The organism is Streptomyces sp. NPDC088147 (assembly GCF_044741565.1).
Taxonomy (GTDB): Bacteria; Actinomycetota; Actinomycetes; order Streptomycetales; family Streptomycetaceae; genus Streptomyces.
The window spans coordinates 99,894-125,011 of record NZ_JBIUSY010000004.1 but is presented as its reverse complement, the minus strand read 5'-3'; the positions used below and the strand labels follow the sequence as shown (position 1 = coordinate 125,011).

Here is a 25,118-nt window from a genome sequence, read left to right as displayed (position 1 = left end):
ACAGCCCCGCCTACGGCAGCTGCGCCGCCCGTGCCTCGCGGTGCGCCGCCCGCGCCTCGCGACGGTTGCCGCGGAACGTGTTCACGCGCCGGGCCGTGGCGAAGAGCGGGATCACGGCTCCCGCGACCACCTGGAGCGCACAGCCGGTCTGGAGCAGCAGCTGACCACCCGGCGCCTCGAACGCCCAGGCCGCCAGCAGCCCCATCGCGGCCACGATCCAGCCGAGCATCGCCACCGCGAGCACGCCCCGCGGCTTCGGGTACTCGACCCGGCTCACCATCAGCCAGGCCACCCCGATGATCGCGAGCAGCGTCGGTACGAAGCGCAGTTCGAGCAGGACGATCGAGATGACGGTCAGGGCGCCGAAGGGGCTCGGCATCCCTTGGAACATGCCGTTCTTCACGGTCACGCAGGAGAATCGCGCCAGCCGTAGCACCACGGCCAGCAGCACGACGATCGCCGCCAGCGCGGAGACCCGTTGATGCGCGTCGTCCGCGACCATCCCGTACACCAGTACGAAATATGCGGGGGCGAGGCCGAAGCTGATCAGATCGGAGAGGTTGTCCAGCTCCGCGCCCATCGGTGAGCTGCGCAGCTTGCGCGCGACGAGTCCGTCGAAGAGATCGAAGATCGCCGCCGCCAGCATCAGGATCACGGCCGTCGCGGCGGAGTGCCGCGCCATGCCGCTCTCGTCGCTGCCCGTGAGATGCGGGATGAGGATGCCGGTGGTGGTGAAGTAGACGGCCATGAAGCCGCAGGTGGCGTTACCGAGCGTGAGGGTGTCCGCTATCGACAGCCGCAGAGAGAGCGGCATGTCTTCCGCGTCGTCCTCCTCCTCGGCCTCGGCCTCCGCCGCCCAGCCTGCTTGCGTGTCAGGATCAATCACGGTCAATTCGAGTCACCCCTGCGGTCGTGGTCTGACCGACCTCGACGGCGACATCGACACCTTCCGGAAGGTAGATGTCGACACGCGAGCCGAAACGGATCAGGCCGATGCGCTCACCCTGTTCCACCTTGGTCCCCTGAGGCAGATACGGCACGATGCGCCGGGCAACCGCGCCGGCGATCTGCACCATCTCGATGTCGCCCAGTTCGGTGTCGAAGTGCCAGACAACGCGCTCGTTGTTCTCGCTCTCCTTGTTGAACGCCGGAACGAATCCGCCGGGGATGTGCTCCACGGATGTCACGGTTCCCGCGAGGGGCGCGCGGTTGACGTGGACGTTCAGCGGGCTCATGAAGATGGCGACCCGGGTGCGCCCGTCCTTCCACGGCATGATGCTCTGCACCACACCGTCGGCCGGGGAGATGACCCGGCCCTGCGTGATCTCGCGCTCGGGGTCGCGGAAGAACCACAGCATGCCCGCCGCGAGCGCGGTGGCGGGCACAGCGAGGACCGCTGCGCGCTTCGAGTGACGTGCGCGGACAAGACCGATCGCCGCGGTGGCGACGGTCGGCAGGAGCCACGGCGATGCTCCGCGGGCGAGGCGTCCACCAAGGAAGCTAACGCGTGGTGCAGAGGTTTGGCTGTGGGGCATGGATGACCTTCGTAGCGGATGATGCCGCGCTGGCAACGGGGGGACGGCGGCGGCTTTCCAGCGATGGTACTGGTTTCGGCACGCAACTGAGCAAGCCAGGGCCCGAGTCGAGCGGCTTGAAGCCAGCGCCAGAGGGCGACAGGGTGTGATCTTCTTCGCCATTAAACCCGGACAGAAGCGACAATTATCCCTGGAATCGGTACTCCTCCAGCAGTCGGCGGCCGATGATCATTTTCTGGATCTCGGCGGTACCCTCGCCGATCAGCAGCATCGGCGCCTCGCGGTAGAGGCGCTCGATCTCGTACTCCTTCGAGAAACCGTACCCGCCGTGGATGCGGAAGGCGTCCTCGACGACTTCCTTGCAGTACTCGGAGGCGAGGTACTTCGCCATCCCTGCCTCCAGGTCGTTTCGTTCCCCGGAGTCCTTTTTGCGTGCCGCGTTGACCATCATGGCATGGGCGGCCTCGACCTTGGTGGCCATCTCCGCCAGCTTGAACTGGATCGCCTGGTGCTGGGCGATGGGCTTGCCGAAAGTATGACGCTGCTGGGCATACGAGACACCCAGCTCGAAGGCGCGCTGTGCGACCCCGCAGCCACGCGCCGCGACATTCACCCGGCCGACCTCGACGCCGTCCATCATTTGGTAAAACCCTCGGCCGGTGGTCCCGCCGAGTACCCGATTGGCCGGAATGCGCAGTCCGTCCATGATCAACTCGGTGGTGTCGACCCCCTTGTAGCCCATCTTGTCGATCTTCCCCGGGATGGTCAGACCGGGCCGCACCTCGCCGAAGCCGGGCTCCTTCTCGACCAGGAACGTGGTCATCGACTTGTGCGGAGCCGTGCCCTCCGGGTGCCCCTCCTCGCTGCGGCACAGTACGGCGACGAGATGCGAGGTGCCGCCATTCGTCAGCCACATCTTCTGGCCGTTCAGTACATACGAGTCGCCGTCCCTGATCCCCTTGGACGTGATGGCCGCGACGTCGGAACCGAGACCGGGCTCCGACATCGAGAACGCGCCGCGCACCTCGCCGGCCGCCATCCGTGGCAGGAAGGCGGCCCGCTGCTCCTCGGTGCCGTGCTGCTTGAGCATGTACGCCACGATGAAGTGGGTGTTGATGATGCCGGAGACGGACATCCAGCCCCGGGCGATCTCCTCCACGCAGAGCGCGTAGGTGAGCAGGGACTCGCCCAGGCCGCCGTACTCCTCGGGGATCATCAGCCCGAACAGGCCGAGTTCCCTGAGCCCCTCGACGATCTGGTCCGGGTACTCGTCGCGGTGCTCCAGTTCGGTGGCGACCGGGAGGATCTCCTTGTCGACAAAGTCCCTCACGGTCGCCAGGATCTCCCGCTGAATGTCGGTCAGTCCGGCTGTCTGGGCGAGTCGGCTCATGTCTCTGTCACTTCTCCCGCAGCTCGGGGCGGCCGGGCTGGTCCCCGCCGCGTTCCTTGATGTACGCCTCGGTGGGGACCATCACCTTGCGTCGGAACACGCAGACCAGCGTCCCGTCCTGCGTGTAGCCACGGGTCTCCACGTACACGATTCCGCGGTCGCTCTTCGAACGCGACGGCGTCTTCTCCAGCACGGCCGTCTCGCCGTAGAGCGTGTCCCCGTGGAAGGTCGGCGCGACGTGCCTGAGCGACTCCACCTCCAGATTGGCGATGGCCTTCCCGGAGACGTCCGGCACCGACATGCCCAGCAGCAGTGAGTAGACGTAGTTGCCCACGACGACGTTCTTCCCGAAGTCGGTCGTCTTCTCCGCGTAGTTGCTGTCCAGGTGCAGCGGATGGTGGTTCATCGTGAGCAGACAGAACAGATGGTCGTCGTACTCCGTGACCGTCTTGCCCGGCCAGTGCTTGTAGACCGCGCCGACCTCGAACTCCTCGAAGGTGCGTCCGAACCGCATCGTCACGCCTCCGGGGCTTCGAACGAGGTGGTACGCCGCATCCCCGCGGCCCGGCCCTTGCCCGAGATGACCAGCGCCATCTTGCGGCTCGCCTCGTCGATCATCTCGTCGCCGAGCATCGCGGAGCCCTTCTTGCCGCCCGCCTCCGACGTGCAGTAGTCGTACGCGTCGAGAATCATCTCGGCGTGGTCGTAGTCCTCCTGGGAGGGCGAGAAGATCTCGTTCGACGCCTCAATCTGGCCCGGGTGGAGCACCCACTTGCCGTCATAGCCCAGCGCCGCCGCCCGGCGCGCCACCTCGCGATAGCCGTCCACATCGCGGATCTGGAGGTAGGGGCCGTCGATCGCCTGGAGATCGTGGGTACGGGCCGCCATCAGAATGCGCATCAGAATGTAGTGGTACGCGTCCGCGCCATAGCCGGGCGGCTGCTGCCCGACGACGAGGGACTTCATGTTGATGGACGCCATGAAGTCGGCGGGACCGAAGACGATCGTCTCCAGACGCGGCGAGGCGGCGGCGATCTCGTCGACGTTCACCAGGCCCTTCGCGTTCTCGATCTGCGCCTCGATCCCGATCCTGCCGACCTCGAAGCCCATCGTCTTCTCGATCTGGGTGAGCAGCAGATCGAGGGCGATGATCTGCTGGGCGTCCTGGACCTTCGGCAGCATGACGCAGTCGAGATTGTGTCCCGCGCCCTCCACCACCGTGATCACATCGCGGTAGGTCCAGTGCGTCGTCCAGTCATTGACCCGTACGACCCGGATCTTGCCCGTCCAGTCGCCCTTGTTGAGTGCGTCGACGATGGTGTGCCGGGCGCCCTCCTTGGCGAGCGGCGCGCAGGCGTCCTCCAGATCCAGGAAGACCTGGTCGGCCGGCAGCCCCTGGGCCTTCTCCAGGAAGCGCGGGTTCGACCCCGGTACGGCGAGACACGAGCGGCGCGGGCGCAGCCGGCTCGCGGCGGTTCCGGCCGTCTCGGTGGTAACAGGCGCGGTCATGCGTGGACCTCCCATGGGTCGAGCTTGTTCGCTGTACGGATCTCGTCGACGATACGGCCGATGATCTCCGTGATCCCGAAGTCCTTCGGGGTGAAGACGGCGGCCACTCCGGCCGCCCGCAGCTCCTCGGCGTCGGCGTTCGGGATGATCCCGCCGACGATCACCGGGATGTCGCCCGCGCCCGCCTCGTGCAGACGCCCGAGGACCTCGGGCACCAGCGCCGCGTGCGAGCCCGACAGGATCGACAGGCCCACGCAGTGCACGTCCTCGGCGAGCGCGGCACTGACGATCTGTTCGGGCGTCAGCCTGATGCCCTGGTAGACCACCTCGAAGCCGGCGTCGCGGGCGCGGACCGCGATCTGTTCGGCGCCGTTGGAGTGCCCGTCCAGACCCGGCTTGCCGACCAGCAGCCGCAGCCGCCGCCCGCCGCCCGGGGCGCCCCCAGCCGAGGTCAGCTCCTCGGCGGTACGGGCCACCTTCTCCCGTACGGCCGCGAGCGCGGTGCCCGTCTCCGCGGAGACCGCGATCGGGGCGCCGCTGACGCCCGTGGGCGCCCGGAACTCGCCGAAGACGTCCCGCAGCGCCCAGGACCACTCACCGGTCGTCACCCCGGCCCGCGCGCACTCCAGCGTGGCGGCCATCAGGTTGTCGGTGCCCGCGGCGGCCTTCTTCAGAGCGGTCAGCGCGTCGGTGGCCCGCGCCTCCTCGCGGTTGACCCGCCAGCTCTGGAGAGCGGCCACCACCCCGGCCTCGTTCGCCGGATCGACCGTCATGATGGCGGTGTCGAGATCGGCGGTGAGCGGACTGGGCTCGGTGGACTCGTAGCAGTTGACGCCGACGATCTTCTCCTCGCCCGACTCGATCCGCGCCCGCCGCTCGGCGTGCGAGGCGACGAGCCGCGACTTGAGATAGCCGGACTCGACGGCGGTCATCACCCCGCCCATCGCCTCGATCCGGTCGATCTCGGCGAAGGACTCGGTGACCAGGTCCGCCACCTTGGCCTCGATGACCCGCGAGCCGTCGAAGATGTCCGCGTACTCCAGCAGATCGCTCTCGTGCGCCAGCACCTGCTGGATGCGGAGCGACCACTGCTGGTCCCAGGGGCGGGGCAGCCCCAGCGCCTCGTTCCAGGCGGGCAGCTGCACGGCGCGGGCGCGGGCGTCCTTGGAGAGCGTCACGGCGAGCATTTCGAGGACGATCCGCTGGACGTTGTTCTCCGGCTGCGCCTCGGTCAGCCCCAGGGAGTTGACCTGGACGCCATAGCGGAAGCGGCGCTGCCTGGCGTCCTCGATGCCGTACCGCTCCCGGGTGATCCGGTCCCAGATACGGGAGAAGGCCCGCATCTTGCACATCTCCTCGACGAACCGGACACCCGCGTTGACGAAGAACGAGATCCGGCCGACCACGTCCCCCTTGCGCTCCTCGGGGATCCGGCCGGACGCGAACACCGCGTCCAGTACGGCGATCGCGGTGGACATCGCGTACGCGATCTCCTGGACCGGAGTGGCCCCCGCCTCCTGGAGGTGGTAGCTGCAGATGTTGATCGGATTCCACTTGGGGATGTGGTTCACCGTGTACGTGATCATGTCCGTGGTCAGCCGCAGGCTCGGCACCGGCGGGAAGACATGCGTCCCGCGCGAGAGGTACTCCTTGACGATGTCGTTCTGTGTCGTCCCCTGGAGCCGGCCGATGTCCGCGCCCTGCTCCTCCGCGACCACCTGGTAGAGCGCCAGCAGCCACATGGCGGTGGCGTTGATGGTCATCGAGGTGTTCGTACGTTCCAGCGGGATGTCCTGGAACAGCCGGCGCATGTCGCCGAGGTGCGAGACCGGCACCCCGACCCGGCCGACCTCGCCGCGGGCGAGGACGTGGTCGGGGTCGTAGCCGGTCTGCGTCGGGAGGTCGAACGCGACGGACAGGCCCGTCTGCCCCTTGGCGAGATTGCGCCGGTACAGCTCGTTGGACGCCTCGGCGGTCGAGTGACCGGCGTACGTCCGCATGAGCCAGGGCCGGTCCTTCTGGCGGTCAGGCATATGAGGAACCCTCAGCTGTCACGGGTGTGGGGGGCGGTCCGCCCCGCCGGGGCGTCGCGGAACAGGTTGATGGCGTCGAGATGGCGTGCGCGCAGCTCCTCGTCGCGCACACCGAGGCCCTCGCGCGGCGCCAGCGCCAGCACGCCGACCTTCCCCTGATGGCGGTTGCTGTGCACGTCGTGCGCGGCCTGGCCGGTGTCCTCCAGCGCGTACACCTTCGACAGGGTGGGATGGATCTTCCCCTTGGCGACCAGCCGGTTGGCCTCCCACGCCTCGCGGTAGTTGGCGAAGTGCGAGCCGATGATCCGCTTCAGCGACATCCACAGATAGCGGTTGTCGTACTCATGGGTGTAGCCGGAGGTGGAGGCGCAGGTCACGACCGTGCCGCCCTTGCGGGTCACATACACGCTCGCGCCGAAGGTCTCGCGCCCCGGGTGCTCGAAGACGATGTCGACGTCCTCGCCGCCGGTCAGCTCGCGGATGTGCTTGCCGAACCGTTTCCACTCGCGCGGATCCTGGTGGTGCTCGTCCTTCCAGAACCGGTACTCCTCGGCGCTGCGGTCGATGATCGCCTCGGCGCCCATCCCCCGGCACAGCTCCGCCTTCCGGTCGCTGGAGACCACACAGACCGGGTTCGCGCCGCCCGCCAGCGCGAACTGGGTGGCGTACGAGCCGAGTCCGCCGCTCGCGCCCCAGATCAGCACGTTGTCGCCCTGCTTCATCCCGGCGCCGTTGCGGGACACCAGCTGGCGGTACGCGGTGGAGTTGACAAGACCGGGGGCCGCCGCCTCCTCCCAGCTGAGGTGCCGGGCCTTGGGCATCAGCTGATTGGACTTCACCAGCGCCAGCTCCGCCAGACCGCCGAAGTTGGTCTCGAAGCCCCAGATCCGCTGCTCGGGGTCGAGCATCGTGTCGTTGTGGCCGTCGGACGACTCCAGTTCGACGGAGAGACAGTGCGCGACGACCTCGTCGCCGGGGTGCCAGGCGTTGACACCGGGCCCGGTGCGCAGCACCACGCCGGACAGGTCGGAACCGATGACGTGGTACGGGAGATCGTGCCGCCTGGCGAGCTCGCTGAGCTTGCCGTACCGCTCCAGGAACCCGAAGGTCGGCAGCGGCTCGAAGATCGAGGTCCAGACGGAGTTGTAGTTCACCGAGCTGGCCATGACGGCCACCAGGGCCTCGCCGGGGCCGAGTTCGGGCACCGGCACGTCGTCGAGATGGAGTGACTTGCGGGGGTCCTTGTCCCGGGTGGGGAGGTCGGCGAACATCTCCGTCTCGTCCTTGTGCACGGTCACCGCCCGGTACGAACCGGGCAGCGGCAGTGCGGCGAAGTCGGCGGACGTACTGTCCGGCGAAAGGATCGCGTCCAGGATTTCCTTCACGATGGTGCCTCCGGCGAAGCTGAGGGTGCGAGATGCGGGGGGCTGCTTGCTGGTGCGGTGGAGGTGTGCCGTCGGTTCGGCGGGGTGCGGGTACGCGTGCTGATCGAGCCGCTCGTGCTGATCGGCGGCGCCGGGTGGGCGCGGAGGTGCCTGTGACGCAGGCGTCCTGGCGCACAAGCGAGAGGGCTTGCGGGAACAGCCGGACAACTTCACGTTATGGCACCCTGTGACAGCTGACAAGGCACTGGGTGCCAACAATTTCTCTCGTTTGTCACCCGTAGGGCACGCATGAGCAATGTCTACCGCTCATTCCGCGACAAATATCACCGGGCGCGGTCAAGCGAGCGCATGGCGTAGGCGAGGGCCGGCGGACGAAAGCGCACCGGACCTCGCGGGTCCGGTGCGCCGGGTGAGATGCGCCGGGGAGATGCCGGGGGCGCTCAGGCGTTTCTGAGCGCCTGCCTGATGGTGCGCATGACCTCGTCCAGCGGGGCGTCGGTGTGCGCCACCGCCACCAGGACGTCCCCGGTGGTGCGTGCCGAGGCCGCCAGATGCTCCGGCTTGCCGCCGATGGTCCGGCCCGCGCCGATGCCCGTACCGAACGTGTCGCGCACGATCGCGAAGGCGTGGTCGAGCTGCGCCTCCACGTCGCCCTGGCCGCCGGCCCGCAGCCAGCGGCGCAGCACATGGTTGTGCGCGGTGACGACGGCGGACGCGGCCACCTCGGCCAGCAGCGGGTCGTCGTTGCCGTCGGTGTGGTCGCGCTCGTCGAAGTGGCCCAGCAGATAGCGGGTGAACAGCCGCTCGTAGCGGGCCACCGAGGCGATCTCGCGCTCCCGGAGCGTGGGGACCTCGCGGGTCAGCCGGTAGCGCTCCACGGAGACCGCGGGGGAGGCCGCGTACATCCGCATGACCTCCTTGATGCCCCGGCAGACCGTGTCGAGCGGATGCTCATGGGCGGGGGCGGCGTTGAGGACCGCCTCCGCCCGTACGAGCGTGTCGTCGTGGTCGGGGAAGATCGCCTCTTCCTTGGAGCGGAAGTGCCGGAAGAAGGTACGGCGGGCCACCCCCGCCGCCGCGGCGATCTCGTCGACGGTCGTCGCCTCGTACCCCTTGGTCGCGAACAGTTCCATGGCCGCGGCCGCCAGTTCACGGCGCATCTTGAGCCGTTGGGCGGCGGCGCGGGTACCGGCGGCACTCTCGGGAACGTCGGTCCTGGGGTTCGTACGGGAGGACTTGGCGGGCTGGGACATGAGGTGAACGTACTGCATCGGTGCAGGAGAGCGCGCCTGCGGGGGCGGACCGCCCGGTGTACCGCCGGCCGTGCCGGACGCCGTTTCCCGCGCCCCGCCGTCCGGTGCCCGGTCCGCCGGATCGAGCAGCCCGCCCCAGCCCGCGCCCGGGTCAGCGCCGGGCATACTCGCGGAAGCCGCGGCCCGTCTTGCGGCCGAGGCAGCCCGCGGCCACCAGGTGTTCGAGGAGTGGCGCCGGAGCCAGCCCCGGGTCCCGGAACGCGCGGTGCAGGACCCGTTCGATGGCCAGCGAGACATCCAGGCCGACCACATCGAGGAGCTCGAAGGGCCCCATCGGATAGCCGCCGCCCAGCCGCATCGCGGCGTCGATGTCGTCCAGGGTCGCGTAGTGCTCCTCGACCATCTTGATCGCGTTGTTCAGGTACGGGAAGAGCAGCGCGTTGACGATGAAACCGGCGCGGTCCCCGCAGTCCACCGGGTGCTTGCGGACGGCCGTGGACACGGCGTGGACCGTGGCCACCGTCTCGTCGGAGGTGAGGACCGTACGGACCACCTCGACGAGCTTCATCGCCGGGGCCGGATTGAAGAAGTGCATCCCGACGACGTCCCGCGGACGCGAGGTCGCGCGGGCGCAGGCGATCACCGGGAGGGACGAGGTGGTGGTGGCCAGCACCGCGCCCGGCCGGCAGACCTTGTCGAGCGTGGCGAACAGCCGCTGCTTGACCTCCAGATCCTCGGCCACCGCCTCGATGGCGAGATCCACCTCGGACAGCGCGTCGAGCGAACCGGCCGGGGTGATCCGCGCCAGCGTGCCGGCGCGCGTCTCGGCCGTCATCCGCCCCTTGTCGACCGAGCGGTCCAGGGACTTCGCGATACGGGACACGGCGCCCTCGGCCTTCTCCGGGGTACGGGCGGCGAGCACGACGTCGTATCCCGCCTTGGCGAAGACCTCCGCGATACCGCTCGCCATCGTGCCGGAGCCCGCCACGCCCACCGAGCGGACGGGCCGCCCCGCGCCGCCCTCCCGGCCGGACCGCGGGGTGAGCGCGTCCGGCACGACCGTGCCGCTGCCCGGCGCCTCGTACGTATAGAAACCGCGCCCCGACTTGCGGCCGGTCAGCCCGGCCTCGCTGAGCTGGCCGAGGATCGGCGCGGGGGCGTGCAGCCGGTCGTGCGACGCCGCGTACATCGCCTCCAGCACGGTACGGGCGGTGTCGACCCCGATCAGGTCGATCAGGGCGAGCGGCCCCATCGGCAGCCCGCAGCCCAGCCGCATCGCGGCGTCGATGTCCTCGCGGGAGGCGTACCTCGCCTCGAACATCGCCGCCGCCTGGTTGAGGTAGCCGAAGAGCAGCCCGTCCGCCACGAAACCGGGCCGGTCGCCCACCGCGACCGGCTCCTTGCCCAGCTCCCGGGCGAGCGCTGTGACGGCCGCGACCGCCTGCGGCGAGGTGAGGACCGACGAGACCACCTCGACGAGCTTCATCGCCGGCGCGGGGTTGAAGAAGTGCAGGCCGAGCACGCGCTCGGGATGCGCCGAGTCGGCGGCCAGCCGGGTCACCGACAGCGCGTTGGTGCCGGTCGCCAGGATCGCGGTGGGACCGACGATCGTGTCCAGCTCGCGGAAGACCCGCTGCTTCGTCTCGTACGACTCCGGCACGACCTCGATCACCAGCCCGGCGTCGGCGGCGGCCCGGAGATCGGAGAAGGTACGGAACCGGGCGAGCACGGTGCGCCGCTCCTCCTCGCCGAGCCGCCCCCGTTCCACGGCCCGCGCGGTGGAGGCGTCGAGCGCCGCGGCGGCGCGGAGCGCGGCGGCGTCGCTGATGTCGATACCGATGACCTCGTGCCCGGCCCGGGTGAGGATCTCGGCGATACCGGTGCCCATCGTGCCGAGGCCGACGACGGCGATGGTGGAGAGAGGGATGTCCATCACGGGACTCCAGGGGATGAGAGTGACGGCTGAGGGCGCGCGGCGAACGCCGGGCGCCGGACGCGCGAGCGCGTGCGGAGATGCGGCGGCGGTGTGGCCGGCGGACTCTGTTCCGGAGTCACGCCGTACATCGCCGTGGAAGGCCGTACGTGGCCGTACGTGGCCGCACACGGCCGTGCTGAACCGACAGCACTCACGACGGCTGCGTCACCAGGCCGTCGAAAGCCGCGGAGGTTATCCGCTCATCTGAGGCTAACCGACGAGTAACGAGCGCGCCATAGCGGGGACACTGTGCGCCGTGTCACGGACGGCCGGAATCGTTCGTCCGGGCGTGAAGTGGCCGGTGGAGCACGCTATTTGGAGCCCACAGCGATCCGCCGGATCGCTACGCTGGACCGATGGACGAGGACTTCCGCTCGCTCGCGGACCGGGTGCGGGACGAGTCCCGGGGCTCCGCCGTCTGCGAGCGGCTGATCGCCACCGAGGATCCCGAGGCGCTGGCCGGCGTCCTCGTGGCGCCGGAACAGCCCCTGTGGGCACGGGAGATCGCGGCCTTCCGGCTCGGCTGCGCGGGGGACCGGCGGGCCTTCGAGACGCTGGTGCTGCTCCTCAACCACCGGGATCCCGAGCGCTGCGTCTCCGCCTCGTACGCCTTGGCACGGCTCGGCGACCCGCGCACCCCCAGAGCCGCCGCCGCGCTCGCCACCAACGGGCTGCGCACGGCCTACGCGCTCCACCCCGTACGGCTGCTCACCGAACTGCGCGCGCCCGAGTCCGTACCGGCGCTGATCAGCACGCTGGAGCGGCTGCTGGCGCCCGGGGAACCGCACTGGCGGGTGGCGCTCGCCTGCGTGGAAGGGCTGGGGCGGCTCGGCGACGACCGGGCGCGCCCCGCCCTGGAAGCCGCCGGGCGTCACCCGAGACTGACCGCCGCCGCGGCCGCCGCGCTCAGCCGCCTCGCGTAGCGCACCTGCGGCCCGACGCACGGATGCGGACCGGGTGCCGGTGTGTTCCGGGCGCGGTCTCTCCGGAGGCGAACCGCGCCCTCAGGAAACGGGTCCGGAATCCGGGACGATCGCGAACGCCTCTATCTCCAGGAGCAGTTCGGGCCGGAACAGCGCGGAGACCTGGACCGCCGAGCTGGCCGGCGGACGCGCCGTGTCGATCACCGCGTCCCGTGCCTCCCGTATCGCCGGGAGATGGGCGACATCGGTGACGAAATACGTCAGCTTGACCACGTCGTCGAACGAGGCGCCGGCCGCGGCGAGACAGCGGCGCAGATTCTCGAACACCTGGCGCGCCTGGGCGGCCGGATCGCCTTCGCCCACGAGCGCGCCCTCCTCGTCGAACGCGCACTGGCCGGAGACCGCGACGAACCGGCCGGTGCCCCAGACGACATGGCTGTAGCCGTTGCCCGGCGCGACACCGGCGGGGGAGTGCAGATGCGTGAGTTCCGTCATGGCCCCATCCTCGCCGACGGCACTGACAACGGACCCACGCGGGTGCCCTGACCGGCGGCTCTACAGCAGTGTGAGCTGCGTGGCGGCCGGCCCCGGGTCCGCCGCCACCGGCCTGACCGGCAGGCCCGGGAGGTCCGGATCCCGTGGCACGGTGATCCGCCGGGCCTCGCCCCGGCTCGCCGGGCCGATGCCGAACTCGTCGGCCAGCTCATGCACCTGCCGGGTGATCCGCCGCTGGTACCACTTGGGTGCGTACGCCCCCTCCGCGTACAGCCGCTCGTACCGCGCCACCAGATGGGGATGGTGCCGGGTCAGCCAGGCCATGAACCACTCGCGCGCGCCGGGCCGCAGATGCAGGACGAGCGGGGTCACGGAGGTCGCGCCGGCCCCGGCGATCGCGCGTACCGTCGCCCGCAGCTGGTCGGGCCCGTCGCCCAGGAAGGGGATCACGGGTGCCATCAGCACCCCGCAGCCGATGCCGTTGTCGCTTATCGCCCGTACGACGTCGAGGCGGCGCTCGGGCGAGGGCGTGCCCGGTTCGACCGTGCGCCACAGCTCCTGGTCGACGAAGCCGACGGAGACGGATATGCCCACGTCCGTGACGGCCGCCGCCTCCCGGAGCAGTTCGAGATCGCGCAGGATCAGGGTGCCCTTGGTGAGGATGGAGAAGGGGTTCGCGCGGTCGCGCAGGGCCGTGATGATGCCCGGCATCAGCCGGTAGCGGCCCTCCGCGCGCTGGTAGCAGTCGACATTCGTACCCATCGCGATATGGGCCCCGTGCCACTGGCGGGAGGCGAGCTGGCGGCGCACCAGCTCCGGCGCGTTGATCTTGACCACGATCTGGGAGTCGAAGCCGAGCCCCGTGTCGAGGTCCAGATAGCTGTGGGTCTTGCGGGCGAAGCAGTACACGCAGGCGTGTGTGCAGCCGCGGTACGGGTTCACCGTCCATTCGAACGGCATACGGGACGCGCCCGGCACCCGGTTCACGATCGAACGGGCGCGGATCTCGTGGAAGGTGATGCCGCGGAATTCGGGTGTGTCGAAGGTTCGGGTGGTCACGGCGTCCGTGCCGAAGAGCGCGATGTCCCCGGTCGGCCCGGTCGTCGAGGCGTTCTCGACCAGATTGTCCCAGCGCATGGGTGCCTCCTCGGTAGCACTGACGACAGAATAGAACACATGTTCCCTTGATCGCCGCAACCGCGATTTGGGCGGGCGTACCGGAGGGTGGTTGGCTGGCCGCACCCCACCGGAAAACGAGTGCTGGAGGAAAGCCATGGCGCAGGTCGAGGCCACGACGGAGCGAATCATCGCGGCGGACCCGGAGACGGTGTTCGACACTCTGGCCGACTACGAGAACACCCGCGCGAAGCTTCTGCCCGGACACTTCAGCGAGTACGAGGTGCGGGAGGGCGGCGACGGCGAGGGCACCCTCGTCCACTGGAGGCTCCAGGCCACCAGCAAGCGCGTCCGTGACTGTCTGCTGGAGGTGACCGAGCCCAGCGACGGCCGGCTCGTGGAGAAGGACCGCAACTCCTCCATGGTCACCACCTGGACCGTCACCCCCGCCGGTGAGGGCAGCTCGAAGGCTGTTGTCACCACCGTCTGGGACGGCGCGGGCGGCATCGGCGGCTTCTTCGAGCGGACCTTCGCCCCCAAGGGCCTGAGCCGCATCTACGACGAGGTGCTCGCGCGGCTCGCCAAGGAGACCGAGAAGGGCAGCACGGACTGATACCCGTCCGTTACTGTCCGTCGGACAGGATCGGCCGAGTGCCCCTGCCCCCGGGCCGCCTTCGGGCGGTTTGAGGGCGCCTCCCGGCAGATAGTTGCCGGGGTCACCGTTTCGAGTGGTTTTCCCCGCGGCGCCGTAGCGTGCCCCCGCACGACGCGTCGCGGGAAAGCTCCTGATGAGCGCCTCGGCGTCAGCTCAACTGGTCAACCCGCCCCCGTCACAACCCCGTTCAGGGGAGAGCAACCCGCTTGCTCCTGCTTGGCGCGCAATGCGAACAATGACGCCGCGCAGGTGTGACGAGGGGAGCAGTACGTGGGCGGGACCACTCTGGTGAAGGACGTCGGGAACGGCCCCGGGAAAGACGCCGACGGCGTCGGGAACAGTGCCGACGGCGCCGGGAACGGCGACGGGGCCGCACGGGCCGCGTCACCGCCCGCACCCGCCGCGGCCGATCGTCCGCCGCCCCCGCCCGCCGACGACGCGGCCCCCGCGGAAGCCCTCAGCCCCCGCCGGGTACGGCTGGTCTTCGTCGGGCTGATGCTCGCCCTGCTGCTGTCCGCGCTGGAACAGATGATCGTGGCCACCGCGCTGCCGAAGATCGTCGGTGAACTCCAGGGCCTGGACCGGATGTCGTGGGCGATCACCGCGTATCTGCTCACCGCCACGGTCGGACTGCCGATCTACGGCAAGCTCGGCGACCTCTTCGGCCGCAAGGGCGTCTTCCAGTTCGCCATCGTCGTCTTCGTCATCGGGTCCGCGCTGGCCGGCTGGTCGCGCACCATGAACGAACTCATCGCCTTCCGCGCCATCCAGGGCATCGGCGCGGGCGGGCTCATGATCGGTGTCCAGGCGATCATCGCGGACATCGTGCCGCCCCGGGAGCGCGGGCGCTTCATGGGGCTGATCGGCGCGGCCTTCGGTCTCGCGTCCGTGGCCGGCCCGCTGCTCGGCGGATTCTTCACCGACCATGTCTCCTGGCGCTGGTGCTTCTACATCAACGTGCCCTTCGGCCTGGTCACGCTCGCCGTCGTCGCCGTCGTGCTCAAGCTCCCCAAACCGACCGCCCGCGCCCGGCTCGACGTCCTGGGCGCGCTGCTGCTCACCGCCTCGTCCATCTGCCTGATGCTGCTGACCAGTTGGGGCGGAACGGAGTACGCCTGGGGCTCACGCGTCATCCTCGGGCTGACCGCGGGAGCCGTCGGAACGGCCCTGCTCTTCCTGGTCGTTGAGCACTTCGCCGCCGAACCCCTCATCCCGCTGCGGCTGTTCCGCGACTCCGTCTTCAACATCACCAGCCTGGTCGGGGCGGTGGTCGGCGTGGCGCTGTTCGGCGCCGCCAGCTATCTGCCGACCTATCTCCAGATGGTCGAAGGGGCCAGCGCCACCGAGTCCGGTCTGCAGATGCTGCCCATGATGGGCGGCGTCGTCCTCGCCTCCATCGTCTCCGGCCATCTCATCAGCCGCACCGGCCGCTACAAGATCTATCCGGTGCTCGGCGGGGCCCTCTCGGTGGCCGGCATGCTGCTGCTGTCCAGGCTGGACGCCGACACGTCCCTGCTGGAGTGCGGTATCGCGCAGGGCGCCCTCGGTCTCGGGACGGGGATGGTGATGCCCGTACTGATCGTCGCCGTGCAGAACGCCGTACCGTCCGCCGACCTCGGCACCGCCACCAGCGCCCACAACTACTTCCGGCAGATCGGCGGCAGTGTCGGCGCCGCCATCTTCGGCACGCTCTTCGCCAACCGGCTCGCCGACGCCCTCGCCGACCGCGTCCCCGCGGACGCCGGCCTCCCCGACATCGAGTCCATCACCCCGCAGGCGGTCCACGCGCTGCCGCCCGCGCTGCGCGAGGGCTATGTCCAGGCATACGCGGACGCGATGCCGCGGGTCTTCCTCTATCTCGTGCCGGTGCTCGTCCTCGGCCTGTTGATCGCCTTCTTCCTCAAGGAGAAACCGCTGGTGTCCCAGAACGTCTCGGCCGCCGAGTCCGGCACCGTCCCCGCCGCGCGCAGCGCGTCCGACCCCGGCATCCCCGCCGCACCGGCACCCGCCCCGTACATCTCGGGTGTCGCGGTCTGCGGCACCGTGCAGCACTACGACGGCTCCACCGTGCCCCGCGCCGCCCTCACCCTCATCGACGTCCACGGCAAGCAGATCGGGCGCGGCGCGAGCGGCGAGGACGGACGGTACGCGCTGAGCGTGCCCGGCTCCGGTTCGTACGTGATGATCGCGGCGGCCGGCGGGCACCAGCCCCAGGCCGTCACCGTCACCGTCGGCGAACGCCCCGTCGAACTGGACGTGGTTCTCGGCGGCGCCGGGCGGCTCGCCGGGGCCGTGCTCACCGCGGACGGCACGCCGGTGCGGGACGCCGCCGTGACCCTCACGGACGTACGCGGAGAGGTGGTGGCGAGCACCCGCAGCGGACGCGAGGGCGCCTATGTGATCTCGGAGTTGGTGGCGGGCGAGTACACGCTGGCCGCGAGCGCCCCCGCCTTCCGGCCCGCCGCGCTGCCGGTCAGTGTGCAGGCGTCCCGGGAGACCCGGCAGGACATCGAGCTGGCCGGCGGGGCGGTACTGCGCGGCACCGTGCGCGCCGGGGGCGGGCGTCCCGTCGAGGACGCGCGGGTCACCCTGCTCGACGCGGCGGGCAATGTGGTGGACACCCTCACCACCGGCGCCGACGGCACGTTCCGGTTCGTGGATCTCTCGTCGGGTGAGTACACGGTGATCGCCGCGGGCTATCCGCCGGTCGCCACGGTGCTCCAGGTGGCGGGCGGCGGACGTACCGAACGCGATCTCCAGCTCGGCCACGAAGACTGACTGAATTTCAGTCAATAGGGGGTTGTGCGCGGGCGCACTACTGATTAGTTCATTGCCCCGCGCAACCCCCTTACAGGGCCGTACCGTGGAGGGCGGAGCCGCGGATCCTGGCGGCAGGGAAGGAGCCTCCCACCCATGGACAGTGGTGTTCCGCCGGGAGCGTCGCGGCAGCGGCCCGCCGCGGCCGGCCGGATTCCGCTCGCCGTGGTCGTCGTGGACGGGGACGGCCTGGTCTCGCACTGGTCGACCGGCGCACGGCGACTTTTCGGCCATGCGAAGGACGAGGCGGTGGGGCAGCCGGCCACCGATCTGATGCCGGTCGCCGGCGCCCTCGCCGCGGAGGAACGCGGCGTGGCGCACGGCATGTACGACATCGACACCGCCACCGACATCGCCACCGGCATCGACACCGTCCTCGGCATCGACACCGTCCTCGGTACCGGTGGCGAGGGCGGACCGGGGCTGCACCGCCGCGGCTCCTACCCGACCTCGGGGTACGCGACGCTCTCCGAGCGGGGCCGCGACCGGCTCGACGTGGTGTGGTGGGTGTATCCGCTCGTCGGCCCGGGAACGGGGCGCCATCTCGTACTCGCCGCGGACGCCGCCCCGTTCACACGTGACGGCGCCGACGGCCCGGACGGCGCGGAGAGCCGGGCAGGCGCGGACGGCCGGGCCGGTGACCGGCGGATCTCCCCGGCCTTCGCCCTGCACACCGAGTTCCCCGACGCCGAGGCGCTGGCCCGGCGGCTGCCGGACATCCTGCCGAACATGGGTCCCGCCGAATCCGGTCGCATCATCGCGCAGGTCCTCGAACTCGGTTACCCGGTACTGGAGTTCAGCTACCACGACCGGGTGCCCGTCACCCCCGACTGGGGTGTGCCGAAGCGGCCCGCGGGCCGGAGCGGCCGGACGGAGCCGCTGGACGGCGGCGGGGACGGGGATTCCCGGCGGCCGGCGCCCCGTCCCGAGCTGGACCTCGAATACGCGGCGGTACGCGAGCGGCTGGAGTTCCTGAACGAGGTCAGCGGCCGGATCGGCTCGTCCCTCGATCTGGCCCACACCATCCGCGAGGTCACCAGCGCGGCCGTGCCCCGCTTCACCGACTTCGCGGGTACGCATCTGCGCGCCGCCGTACTCGCCGGGGAGGAGTTCCCGGACGGACCGCCCGACGCGACCACCGTCTGGCACCGGGTCTGGGTCGAGCACAACGACGAACCGGGCCGCTGGGACGACACCGTGCCCATCGGCGAGGCCATGGCCTTTCCCGAACACACCCCGTTCTTCCAGTGCATGAGCACCGGCGAGCCGGTGCTCATCCCGCGCCTCAGCGAGGAGGCGGGCGACCGGATCTCGGGCGAGTTCGAGAAGCGCGATCTGCGCCCTCTCATCAACCACCGGTCGATGCTCCTCGTCCCGCTGAAGGCGCGTGACGTGGTGCTCGGCTTCATGGTGCTGATGCGGCGCCCCGACCGGCAGCCGTTCGACGACATGGACCGCACGACCGGCGCGGAACTCGCCGCCCGCGCCGGGCTCGTCCTCGACAACGCCCGGATGTACACGTACCAGGAGAATGTCGCCGACACCCTCCAGGACAGCATGCTGCCACGGGTCCCGCCGCACATGGCGGGGTGTGACATCGCGACCCGCTATCTGCCGGGCGCCCGGCTCGGCAGGATCGGCGGCGACTGGTTCGACGCCGTCAAACTGCCCGGCTCGCGCACCGCGCTGGTCGTCGGCGACGTGATGGGGCACGGGCTCAACTCGGCCGCGATGATGGGCCAGTTGCGCACCGCCGTGCGGACCATGGCGACCATGGAGCTGCCGCCCGCCCAACTGCTGCGCAATCTCGACGACGTGGCGCAGCGGCTCGGCGAACTGTATCTGGCGACCTGTCTGTACGCGGTGTACGACCCGATCAGGTCCGAGCTCCAGATCGCCAACGCCGGACACATCCCGCCGGTGCTCGTCCGCGCGGAAAACGGCGAGGCCGAGGTGCTTGATCTGCCGACCGGCGCGCCCATAGGGGTGGGCGGAGTGGCCTTCGAGACCGCGACCGTGAAAGTGGTGCCCGGCGACCGGCTGGTGCTCTGCACCGACGGTCTCGTCGAGGTGCGCGGGGCGGACGTCGGGGACGGTCTGGCCGCGCTCTGCGCCTCCGCCGCGCACCCCGCCGCCTCGATGGACGACGCCTGCGACACCATCATCCGCGCGTTCAACACCCGGGAGGGGCGCAAGGACGACGTGGCGCTCCTGATGGCCAGGCTGAACGGCATCCCGGACAGGGACGTCGCGGAGTTCCACCTCGCCCTGGATCCGCGCGAGGTGGCCAGGGCCAGACGGCTGGTGCGCGGACAGCTGCTCCACTGGGAGCTGCCGGCCGCGGTGGAGACGGCCCAGCTGATGGTCAGCGAACTGGTCACCAACGCCGTGAAGCACGCGCGGTCTCGGCGGGTCGGGCTGCGTCTCGTCCGTACGGACGCGCTGCTGTGCGAGGTCCTCGACGACGAGCCGGCCCCCGCCGCGCTGCTGGACGCGGGCCGGGACGACGAGTTCGGGCGCGGACTGCGCGTGGTGAGTACCCTGGCCAGGGAGTGGGGCACCAGCAGCTCGGCGCGCGGCAAGACGGTCTGGTTCGAACAGGCTCTGCTGCGCACGTAAGAGCCGACCCCCGGCCCGGCGTGAAACGACGGGCGCGGTCCAACGGAGGGCGAAAGAACCGTCCTTCCTCTTGTCCCCCGACCTGCGCGGACGGTAGTCCGGTCCTCTACAGCCCGCCTTCGGCGGGCCGGAACAGGGGAGACCGTACATGGACGTGTCGCAGCGGTACCGCGAGGCATGGGAAGGATTCTGGGCGGAGACCTCCGACGCGCCCGGCGAGGCGATCTGGGACTCGGACCCGTCCTTCACCTCCGTACCGGACAGCGAACTGCTGCTGCCGTACGCCGACACCACCCTGCCCGTGGCCGACCTCGGCTGTGGCAACGGCACTCAGACCCGCTATCTGGCCACCCGCTTCGCGCGGGCGATCGGGGTGGACCTGTCGCACGCGGCGATCGCGCACGCGCTGCGCGCCGACACCGAGAAGTCCGCGGAGTTCCAGCAGCTCGACCTGGTCGACCACGACGCAGTGCGCGCGCTGCGGGAGCGTACGGGCGACACCAACGTCTATATGCGCGCGGTCATCCACCAGAGCGAGCCCCAGGACCGGCCGGCGGTGGCGGGCGCGGTCGCGGAGCTGCTGGGGGAGCGCGGCAGGGCGTTCGTCGCCGAGCTGACCAGCGCCTCCAAGGCCGTGCTCCAGCAGGCCGCGGCGGGGCCGGGCGGCCCGCCCGCGAAGCTGCGGCGGGTCTTCGACCACGGGCTGAAGCCGGCCGGTGCCGGGGACGAGGAAGTGCCCGAGCTGCTGCGCGCGGCGGGGCTGCGGATCCTGGCGGACGGGGACACCGCGCTGGTCCAGACGGAACGGCTGCCGGACGGCACCCGTATCGATCTGCCGGCCCGGTGGTACATCCTCGCCCGCGAGTGAACCGCACCCGGCCCTGAGCCCGTGGTCCCGTCGCGTCACCCGGGTCCCCGGTCCGGCCGCGTCATCCGAACCCCCCAGTCCCCGAACCTCCCAGTCCCCGATCCGCCCCGGAAATGAGTTGCCGCCGGGTGCGGCCTCTGCTGTACTCCCCGCGACAGCCTCTTGATCAAGGAGAAGATTATGCGCGGAGCGTCAATGCCCATCCAGAAGGTCACCACCGCCTATCTAGAGGACATGACGCTCCATGAGTACGTTGAACCTGGGAATTCTGGCGCATGTCGACGCCGGTAAGACAAGTCTGACCGAGCGGCTGCTCTTCACCGCCGGTGTCATCGACGAGATCGGAAGTGTCGATGACGGCAGCACCCAGACGGATTCCCTGACGCTGGAACGACAGCGCGGCATCACCATCAAATCCGCGGTCGTCTCGTTCGTCGTCGGCCACACCACGGTCAATCTGATCGACACCCCCGGCCACCCGGATTTCATCGCCGAAGTGGAACGGGTCCTCGGCGTGCTCGACGGCGCCGTGCTGGTCGTTTCCGCGGTCGAGGGCGTGCAGGCGCAGACCCGGGTGCTCATGCGGACGCTGCGGCGGCTGCGCATTCCCACCCTGATCTTCGTCAACAAGATCGACCGCACCGGCGCGCGATACGACGAGGTACTGCGGGCCATGTCCGAAAAACTCTCCCCGTCGGTGATCGCGATGGGGGCGGCCACCGGTCTGGGCACCCGCGCGGCGCTGCCCGTGCCGTACGGCGCCGACGACGCCGCGTTCGCCTCCGGGCTCGCCGAACTGCTCGCCGAGCACGACGACGCGCTGCTGGCCGCGTACGTGGACGACCCGGCGGCGCTCCCGTACCACCGGCTCCGCGAAGAGCTGGCCGGCCAGACCCGGCGGGCGCTCGTGCACCCGGTCTACTTCGGCTCGGCGATCACCGGCGCGGGTGTGGACGCGCTCCTCACCGGCATCAGGGAACTGCTGCCCAGGGCCGGAGGCGATCCCGAAGGGCCCGTCGCCGGCACGGTCTTCAAGATGGAACGGGGCCCGGCCGGGGAGAAGATCGCATACGTACGGATGTTCTCGGGCACGGTAAGGACGCGGGACCTGCTGCGATACCACCGCGATCCGCGGACCGACACGCAGAGCGATACGGCCGGCCATGCTGGGGGCGATCCGGTGAACGAGGTGCGGGACATGGAGGACAAGGTCACCGCGATCAGCGTGTTCGACCGCGGGTCCGCCGTCCGGCGCGCGTCGGTCTCCGCCGGGCGGATCGGAAAGCTCTGGGGCCTCGGCGATATCCGCATCGGCGACGAGATCGGAATTCCGCCCGCCGTCCCCGCGGAGCGCCGGTTCTTCTCCCCGCCGACTCTCGAAACCGTCGTCGTTCCCCGCCGCGCCGCCGACAAGGGCGCGATGTACGCCGCGCTCACCCAACTCGCCGAACAGGACCCGCTGATCAATCTGCGGCAGGACCGGATCCGGCGGGAGATCTCCGTCTCCCTCTATGGCGAGGTGCAGAAAGAGGTCATCCAGGCGACGCTGCTGGACGAATTCGGGGTCGACGTCACCTTCCGCGAGACCACGACGATCTGTGTGGAACGGCCCGCGGGCAGCGGAGCCGCCGTCGAGATCATGGGAAAGGAACCCAATCCCTTTCTCGCGACCGTCGGACTGCGCGTCGATCCCGCTCCCGTCGGCGCGGGCGTGGAATTCCGGCTGGAGGTCGAGCTGGGGTCGATGCCGTACGCGTTCATGAAAGCCGTGGAGGACACCGTGAAGGAGTCGCTGCGGCAGGGGATCCACGGCTGGCAGGTCACCGACTGCGTGGTCACCATGACGCACTCCGGCTACGCACCCCGGCAGAGCCACTCCCACGGCGTCTTCGACAAGAGCATGTCGAGCACCGGCAGCGACTTCCGCCATCTCACCCCGCTGGTGCTGATGAGCGCCCTGGAGCGGGCGGGCACCACGGTGTACGAGCCGATGCACCGCTTCCGGCTCGACCTCCCGGCGGACGCGCTCGGCGCCGTACTGCCCGTCCTGGGGCGTCTGCGCGCCGTCCCGCGCACCTCGTCGGCGAACGGCCACGCGTATCTGCTGGAAGGGGAGATTCCGGCGGCCCGGGTCCATGAGCTGGAGCAGCGGCTGCCTACGCTGACCAGTGGAGAAGGTGTGCTGGAAGCGTCCTTCGACCACTATGAAGTGGTCCGCGACACGATCCCGTCCCGGTCCAGAACGGACCACAATCCGCTCAACCGCAAGGAGTATCTGCTGCATGTCGTACGACGGGTGTAACGTCCCGCCGACGCCCATGCCGATGCCGACGAACCCCCTTCCCCTGGAGAACGGAGCACCTGTGAAGATCCTCATCAGCGCCGACATGGAGGGTGCCACGGGGGTGACCTGGCCGGCCGACGTCCTGCCCGGCACGCCCCAGTGGGAACGCTGCCGCTCCCTGTTCACCTCCGATGTCAACGCCGCCGTGCTCGGCTTCCTCGACGGCGGGGCCGATGAGGTGCTCATCAACGAGGCGCACTGGACCATGCGCAATCTGCTGCTGGAGCGGCTCGACGAGCGCGCCGAGATGCTGACCGGCCGCCACAAGTCGCTGTCCATGGTCGAGGGCGTCCAGCACGGTGACGTCGACGGCATCGCCTTCGTCGGCTACCACACCGGCGCCGGTACGGAAGGCGTGCTCGCGCACACCTATCTCGCCAACTCCCTCACCGGCGTATGGCTGAACGGCACCCGGGCCAGCGAGGGGCTGCTGAACGCGCGCGTCGTCGCGGAGTACGGCGTCCCGGTGGTGCTGGTCACCGGCGACGACCTGACCTGCGTGGACGCGGAGGGTTACGCGCCGGACGCGCGCAAGGTCGCCGTCAAGGACCATGTCTCGCGGTACGCGGCCGTCTGCCGGACCCCGGCCCGTACCGCCGCCGACATCCGCGCCGCCGCCAAGGAGGCCACGGCCCTCGCCGGACGGTACGAACCGGTCGCGGGCGGCCCGTTCACCGTGGAGATGGAGTTCGACGCCGCCCATCTCTCCGACGTCGCCACGGTCGTACCGGGCGTGGCCCCCAGCGGGGAGCGCCGGGCCGCCTACACCAGCGGGACGATGTATGAGGCCATTCGTACCTTCAAAGCGGTCACGACGATCGTTTCGGCCGCCGTGGAGGAGCAGTATGGCTGACATGACACCCAGCGACACGAGTGGTGGCCCCGACCCGGCCGCGCTCGACGAGGTGGTCGCGTTCACCTCGGAACTCATCCGTATCGACACCACCAACCGGGGGAGCGGGGACTGCCGCGAGCGGCCGGCGGCCGAATACGTCGCGGAGCGGCTCGCGGACGCGGGGATCGAACCCACGCTGCTGGAGCGGACCCCCGGGCGCACCAACGTGGTGGCCAGGATCGAGGGCACCGACCCCTCGGCCGACGCGCTCCTCGTCCACGGCCATCTGGACGTGGTGCCCGCCGAGCCCGCCGACTGGACCCTGCACCCCTTCTCCGGCGAGGTCAGCGACGGAGTGGTGTGGGGCCGCGGCGCGGTCGACATGAAGAACATGGACGCGATGGTGCTGTCGGTCGTCCGCGCCTGGGCCAGGGACGGGATCCGGCCACGCCGGGACATCGTGCTCGCGTACACCGCCGACGAGGAGGCCAGCGCCGAGGACGGCTCCGGATTCCTCGCCGACCAGCACCCCGAGCTGTTCGAGGGGTGTACGGAGGGCATCAGCGAATCCGGGGCCTTCACCTTCCACGCCGGGCCCGGCATGGCGCTCTACCCGATCGCCGCCGGGGAGCGCGGCACCGGCTGGCTGAAGCTCACCGCCCACGGCAGGGCGGGGCACGGCTCCAAGGTGAACCGCGCCAACGCGGTCAGCAGGCTCGCCGCCGCCGTCGCCAGGATCGGCAGCCACCCCTGGCCGGTCCGGCTCACCCCGACCGTGCGGGCCGCCCTCGCCGAACTCGCCGCGCTCCACGGCATCGACACCGATGTCCACGCCGAGCACTTCGACACGGAAGGGCTGCTCGGCAAGCTCGGCGCGGCCGCCGCGCTGGTCGAGCCGACCATAAGGAACAGCGCCAACCCGACGGTCCTGGAGGCCGGTTACAAGGTCAATGTCATCCCGGGCCAGGCCGTCGCCTATGTCGACGGGCGCACGGTGCCCGGCGGCGAGGAGGAGTTCCGTACCACCCTGGACCAGCTCACAGGACCGGATGTGGAGTGGGAGTTCCACCACCGGGAGGTGGCCCTCCAGGCGCCGGTCGACTCGCCGACGTTCGCCAAGCTGCGCGCCGCCGTCGAGCGCTTCGACCCGTCCGGGCATGTCGTGCCGTACTGCATGTCGGGCGGTACGGACGCCAAGCAGTTCTCCCGGCTCGGCATCACCGGCTACGGCTTCTCGCCGCTCAAACTGCCCCCCGGCTTCGACTACCAGGCGCTCTTCCACGGCGTGGACGAGCGGGTGCCCGTCTCGGCACTGCACTTCGGCGTCCGCGTTCTCGACCACTATCTGAAGTCCGCTTAGGAGCGT

Annotated in this window: 19 protein-coding genes; 8 read left to right on the top strand and 11 right to left on the bottom strand. The window is 70.1% G+C overall.

Features of this window, described 5'->3' with window-relative positions; translation table 11 throughout:
- Positions 1 to 10 precede the first annotated feature (10 nt).
- The 9 genes from pssA to ACIOGX_RS15670 all read right to left on the bottom strand — a co-directional run bounded on the left by pssA (position 11) and on the right by ACIOGX_RS15670 (position 11,038).
- Positions 11 to 886 (bottom strand): CDP-diacylglycerol--serine O-phosphatidyltransferase, encoded by an 876-nt coding sequence (gene pssA / locus ACIOGX_RS15710; protein ID WP_356510132.1) that lies wholly within the window; start codon positions 884 to 886, stop codon positions 11 to 13.
- The gene (locus tag ACIOGX_RS15705) at positions 879 to 1,535 is read right to left on the bottom strand and encodes a phosphatidylserine decarboxylase (RefSeq protein WP_129768100.1); all 657 of its coding nucleotides are present in this window, start codon (positions 1,533 to 1,535) and stop codon (positions 879 to 881) included. The genes pssA and ACIOGX_RS15705 overlap by 8 nt, the downstream gene beginning before the upstream one ends.
- A 184-nt stretch (positions 1,536 to 1,719) precedes the next feature.
- Positions 1,720 to 2,925 carry an acyl-CoA dehydrogenase family protein gene (locus ACIOGX_RS15700; protein WP_356510130.1) on the bottom strand — a complete coding sequence of 402 codons (1,206 nt, stop codon included), beginning with the start codon at positions 2,923 to 2,925 and terminating at the stop codon, positions 1,720 to 1,722.
- Positions 2,926 to 2,932: 7 nt separating this feature from the next.
- Positions 2,933 to 3,439: a MaoC family dehydratase gene (locus ACIOGX_RS15695; protein WP_401913566.1), complete on the bottom strand. Its 507-nt coding sequence runs from the start codon at positions 3,437 to 3,439 to the stop codon at positions 2,933 to 2,935.
- Positions 3,440 to 3,441: 2 nt separating this feature from the next.
- Positions 3,442 to 4,434: a CoA ester lyase gene (locus ACIOGX_RS15690; RefSeq protein ID WP_356510128.1), complete on the bottom strand. Its 993-nt coding sequence runs from the start codon at positions 4,432 to 4,434 to the stop codon at positions 3,442 to 3,444.
- The gene (locus ACIOGX_RS15685) at positions 4,431 to 6,467 is read right to left on the bottom strand and encodes a protein meaA (protein WP_356510126.1); all 2,037 of its coding nucleotides are present in this window, start codon (positions 6,465 to 6,467) and stop codon (positions 4,431 to 4,433) included. Before ACIOGX_RS15685 ends, ACIOGX_RS15690 begins: the two co-directional genes overlap by 4 nt.
- Before the next feature lie 11 nt (positions 6,468 to 6,478).
- Positions 6,479 to 7,852 (bottom strand): crotonyl-CoA carboxylase/reductase, encoded by a 1,374-nt coding sequence (ccrA, locus tag ACIOGX_RS15680; protein WP_384764970.1) that lies wholly within the window; start codon positions 7,850 to 7,852, stop codon positions 6,479 to 6,481.
- A 440-nt stretch (positions 7,853 to 8,292) separates the two neighbouring features.
- Positions 8,293 to 9,105, bottom strand: coding sequence for a TetR family transcriptional regulator (locus ACIOGX_RS15675; RefSeq protein WP_193563919.1), 813 nt, complete (start codon positions 9,103 to 9,105; stop codon positions 8,293 to 8,295).
- A 151-nt stretch (positions 9,106 to 9,256) separates the two neighbouring features.
- On the bottom strand, positions 9,257 to 11,038 hold the full coding sequence (locus ACIOGX_RS15670; RefSeq protein WP_356510122.1) for a 3-hydroxyacyl-CoA dehydrogenase family protein: 1,782 nt from the start codon (positions 11,036 to 11,038) through the stop codon (positions 9,257 to 9,259).
- A 398-nt stretch (positions 11,039 to 11,436) separates the two neighbouring features.
- Here ACIOGX_RS15670 and ACIOGX_RS15665 point away from each other — a divergent pair, with 398 nt between their 5' ends.
- Positions 11,437 to 12,003 carry an adenylosuccinate lyase gene (locus ACIOGX_RS15665; RefSeq protein WP_356510120.1) on the top strand — a complete coding sequence of 189 codons (567 nt, stop codon included), beginning with the start codon at positions 11,437 to 11,439 and terminating at the stop codon, positions 12,001 to 12,003.
- A gap of 81 nt (positions 12,004 to 12,084) precedes the next feature.
- Here the strand turns inward: ACIOGX_RS15665 and ACIOGX_RS15660 are convergent, their stop codons facing one another.
- Together ACIOGX_RS15660 and ACIOGX_RS15655 are read right to left on the bottom strand one after the other, a co-directional pair.
- On the bottom strand, positions 12,085 to 12,498 hold the full coding sequence (locus ACIOGX_RS15660) for a RidA family protein (protein ID WP_356510118.1): 414 nt from the start codon (positions 12,496 to 12,498) through the stop codon (positions 12,085 to 12,087).
- Between the two features lie 60 nt (positions 12,499 to 12,558).
- Positions 12,559 to 13,635 (bottom strand): Rv2578c family radical SAM protein, encoded by a 1,077-nt coding sequence (locus ACIOGX_RS15655; protein ID WP_401913560.1) that lies wholly within the window; start codon positions 13,633 to 13,635, stop codon positions 12,559 to 12,561.
- Positions 13,636 to 13,771: 136 nt separating this feature from the next.
- Here ACIOGX_RS15655 and ACIOGX_RS15650 point away from each other — a divergent pair, with 136 nt between their 5' ends.
- The 7 genes from ACIOGX_RS15650 to ACIOGX_RS15620 all read left to right on the top strand — a co-directional run bounded on the left by ACIOGX_RS15650 (position 13,772) and on the right by ACIOGX_RS15620 (position 25,112).
- A complete protein-coding gene (locus tag ACIOGX_RS15650) occupies positions 13,772 to 14,227 on the top strand; it encodes an SRPBCC family protein (RefSeq protein WP_129768089.1) in 456 nt (151 codons plus the stop codon).
- Between the two features lie 312 nt (positions 14,228 to 14,539).
- On the top strand, positions 14,540 to 17,047 hold the full coding sequence (locus ACIOGX_RS15645; protein ID WP_401913556.1) for an MFS transporter: 2,508 nt from the start codon (positions 14,540 to 14,542) through the stop codon (positions 17,045 to 17,047).
- Between the two features lie 135 nt (positions 17,048 to 17,182).
- Positions 17,183 to 19,705 (top strand): SpoIIE family protein phosphatase, encoded by a 2,523-nt coding sequence (locus tag ACIOGX_RS15640; RefSeq protein ID WP_401913553.1) that lies wholly within the window; start codon positions 17,183 to 17,185, stop codon positions 19,703 to 19,705.
- Positions 19,706 to 19,853: 148 nt separating this feature from the next.
- Entirely contained in the window at positions 19,854 to 20,573 is a 720-nt protein-coding gene (locus ACIOGX_RS15635; protein WP_383970587.1) for a class I SAM-dependent methyltransferase, read from the top strand.
- A gap of 244 nt (positions 20,574 to 20,817) precedes the next feature.
- Positions 20,818 to 22,875: a GTP-binding protein gene (locus ACIOGX_RS15630; RefSeq protein WP_401913550.1), complete on the top strand. Its 2,058-nt coding sequence runs from the start codon at positions 20,818 to 20,820 to the stop codon at positions 22,873 to 22,875.
- A 61-nt stretch (positions 22,876 to 22,936) separates the two neighbouring features.
- On the top strand, positions 22,937 to 23,770 hold the full coding sequence (locus ACIOGX_RS15625; RefSeq protein WP_129768085.1) for a M55 family metallopeptidase: 834 nt from the start codon (positions 22,937 to 22,939) through the stop codon (positions 23,768 to 23,770).
- A 1-nt stretch (position 23,771) separates the two neighbouring features.
- The gene (locus ACIOGX_RS15620; protein WP_401914210.1) at positions 23,772 to 25,112 is read left to right on the top strand and encodes a M20/M25/M40 family metallo-hydrolase; all 1,341 of its coding nucleotides are present in this window, start codon (positions 23,772 to 23,774) and stop codon (positions 25,110 to 25,112) included.
- The last annotated feature ends 6 nt before the right edge of the window (positions 25,113 to 25,118 follow it).

Bases quoted from the DNA above. Each gene is read 5' to 3' on its own strand.
- ACIOGX_RS15705 (WP_129768100.1), bottom strand. From the start codon at position 1,535: ATGCCCCACAGCCAAACCTCTGCACCACGCGTTAGCTTCCTTGGTGGA.
- ACIOGX_RS15700 (WP_356510130.1), bottom strand. From the start codon at position 2,925: ATGAGCCGACTCGCCCAGACAGCCGGACTGACCGACATTCAGCGGGAG.
- ACIOGX_RS15695 (WP_401913566.1), bottom strand. From the start codon at position 3,439: ATGCGGTTCGGACGCACCTTCGAGGAGTTCGAGGTCGGCGCGGTCTAC.
- ACIOGX_RS15690 (WP_356510128.1), bottom strand. From the start codon at position 4,434: ATGACCGCGCCTGTTACCACCGAGACGGCCGGAACCGCCGCGAGCCGG.
- ACIOGX_RS15685 (WP_356510126.1), bottom strand. From the start codon at position 6,467: ATGCCTGACCGCCAGAAGGACCGGCCCTGGCTCATGCGGACGTACGCC.
- ACIOGX_RS15675 (WP_193563919.1), bottom strand. From the start codon at position 9,105: ATGTCCCAGCCCGCCAAGTCCTCCCGTACGAACCCCAGGACCGACGTT.
- ACIOGX_RS15670 (WP_356510122.1), bottom strand. From the start codon at position 11,038: ATGGACATCCCTCTCTCCACCATCGCCGTCGTCGGCCTCGGCACGATG.
- ACIOGX_RS15665 (WP_356510120.1), top strand. From the start codon at position 11,437: ATGGACGAGGACTTCCGCTCGCTCGCGGACCGGGTGCGGGACGAGTCC.
- ACIOGX_RS15660 (WP_356510118.1), bottom strand. From the start codon at position 12,498: ATGACGGAACTCACGCATCTGCACTCCCCCGCCGGTGTCGCGCCGGGC.
- ACIOGX_RS15655 (WP_401913560.1), bottom strand. From the start codon at position 13,635: ATGCGCTGGGACAATCTGGTCGAGAACGCCTCGACGACCGGGCCGACC.
- ACIOGX_RS15650 (WP_129768089.1), top strand. From the start codon at position 13,772: ATGGCGCAGGTCGAGGCCACGACGGAGCGAATCATCGCGGCGGACCCG.
- ACIOGX_RS15640 (WP_401913553.1), top strand. From the start codon at position 17,183: ATGGACAGTGGTGTTCCGCCGGGAGCGTCGCGGCAGCGGCCCGCCGCG.
- ACIOGX_RS15635 (WP_383970587.1), top strand. From the start codon at position 19,854: ATGGACGTGTCGCAGCGGTACCGCGAGGCATGGGAAGGATTCTGGGCG.
- ACIOGX_RS15630 (WP_401913550.1), top strand. From the start codon at position 20,818: ATGAGTACGTTGAACCTGGGAATTCTGGCGCATGTCGACGCCGGTAAG.
- ACIOGX_RS15620 (WP_401914210.1), top strand. From the start codon at position 23,772: ATGACACCCAGCGACACGAGTGGTGGCCCCGACCCGGCCGCGCTCGAC.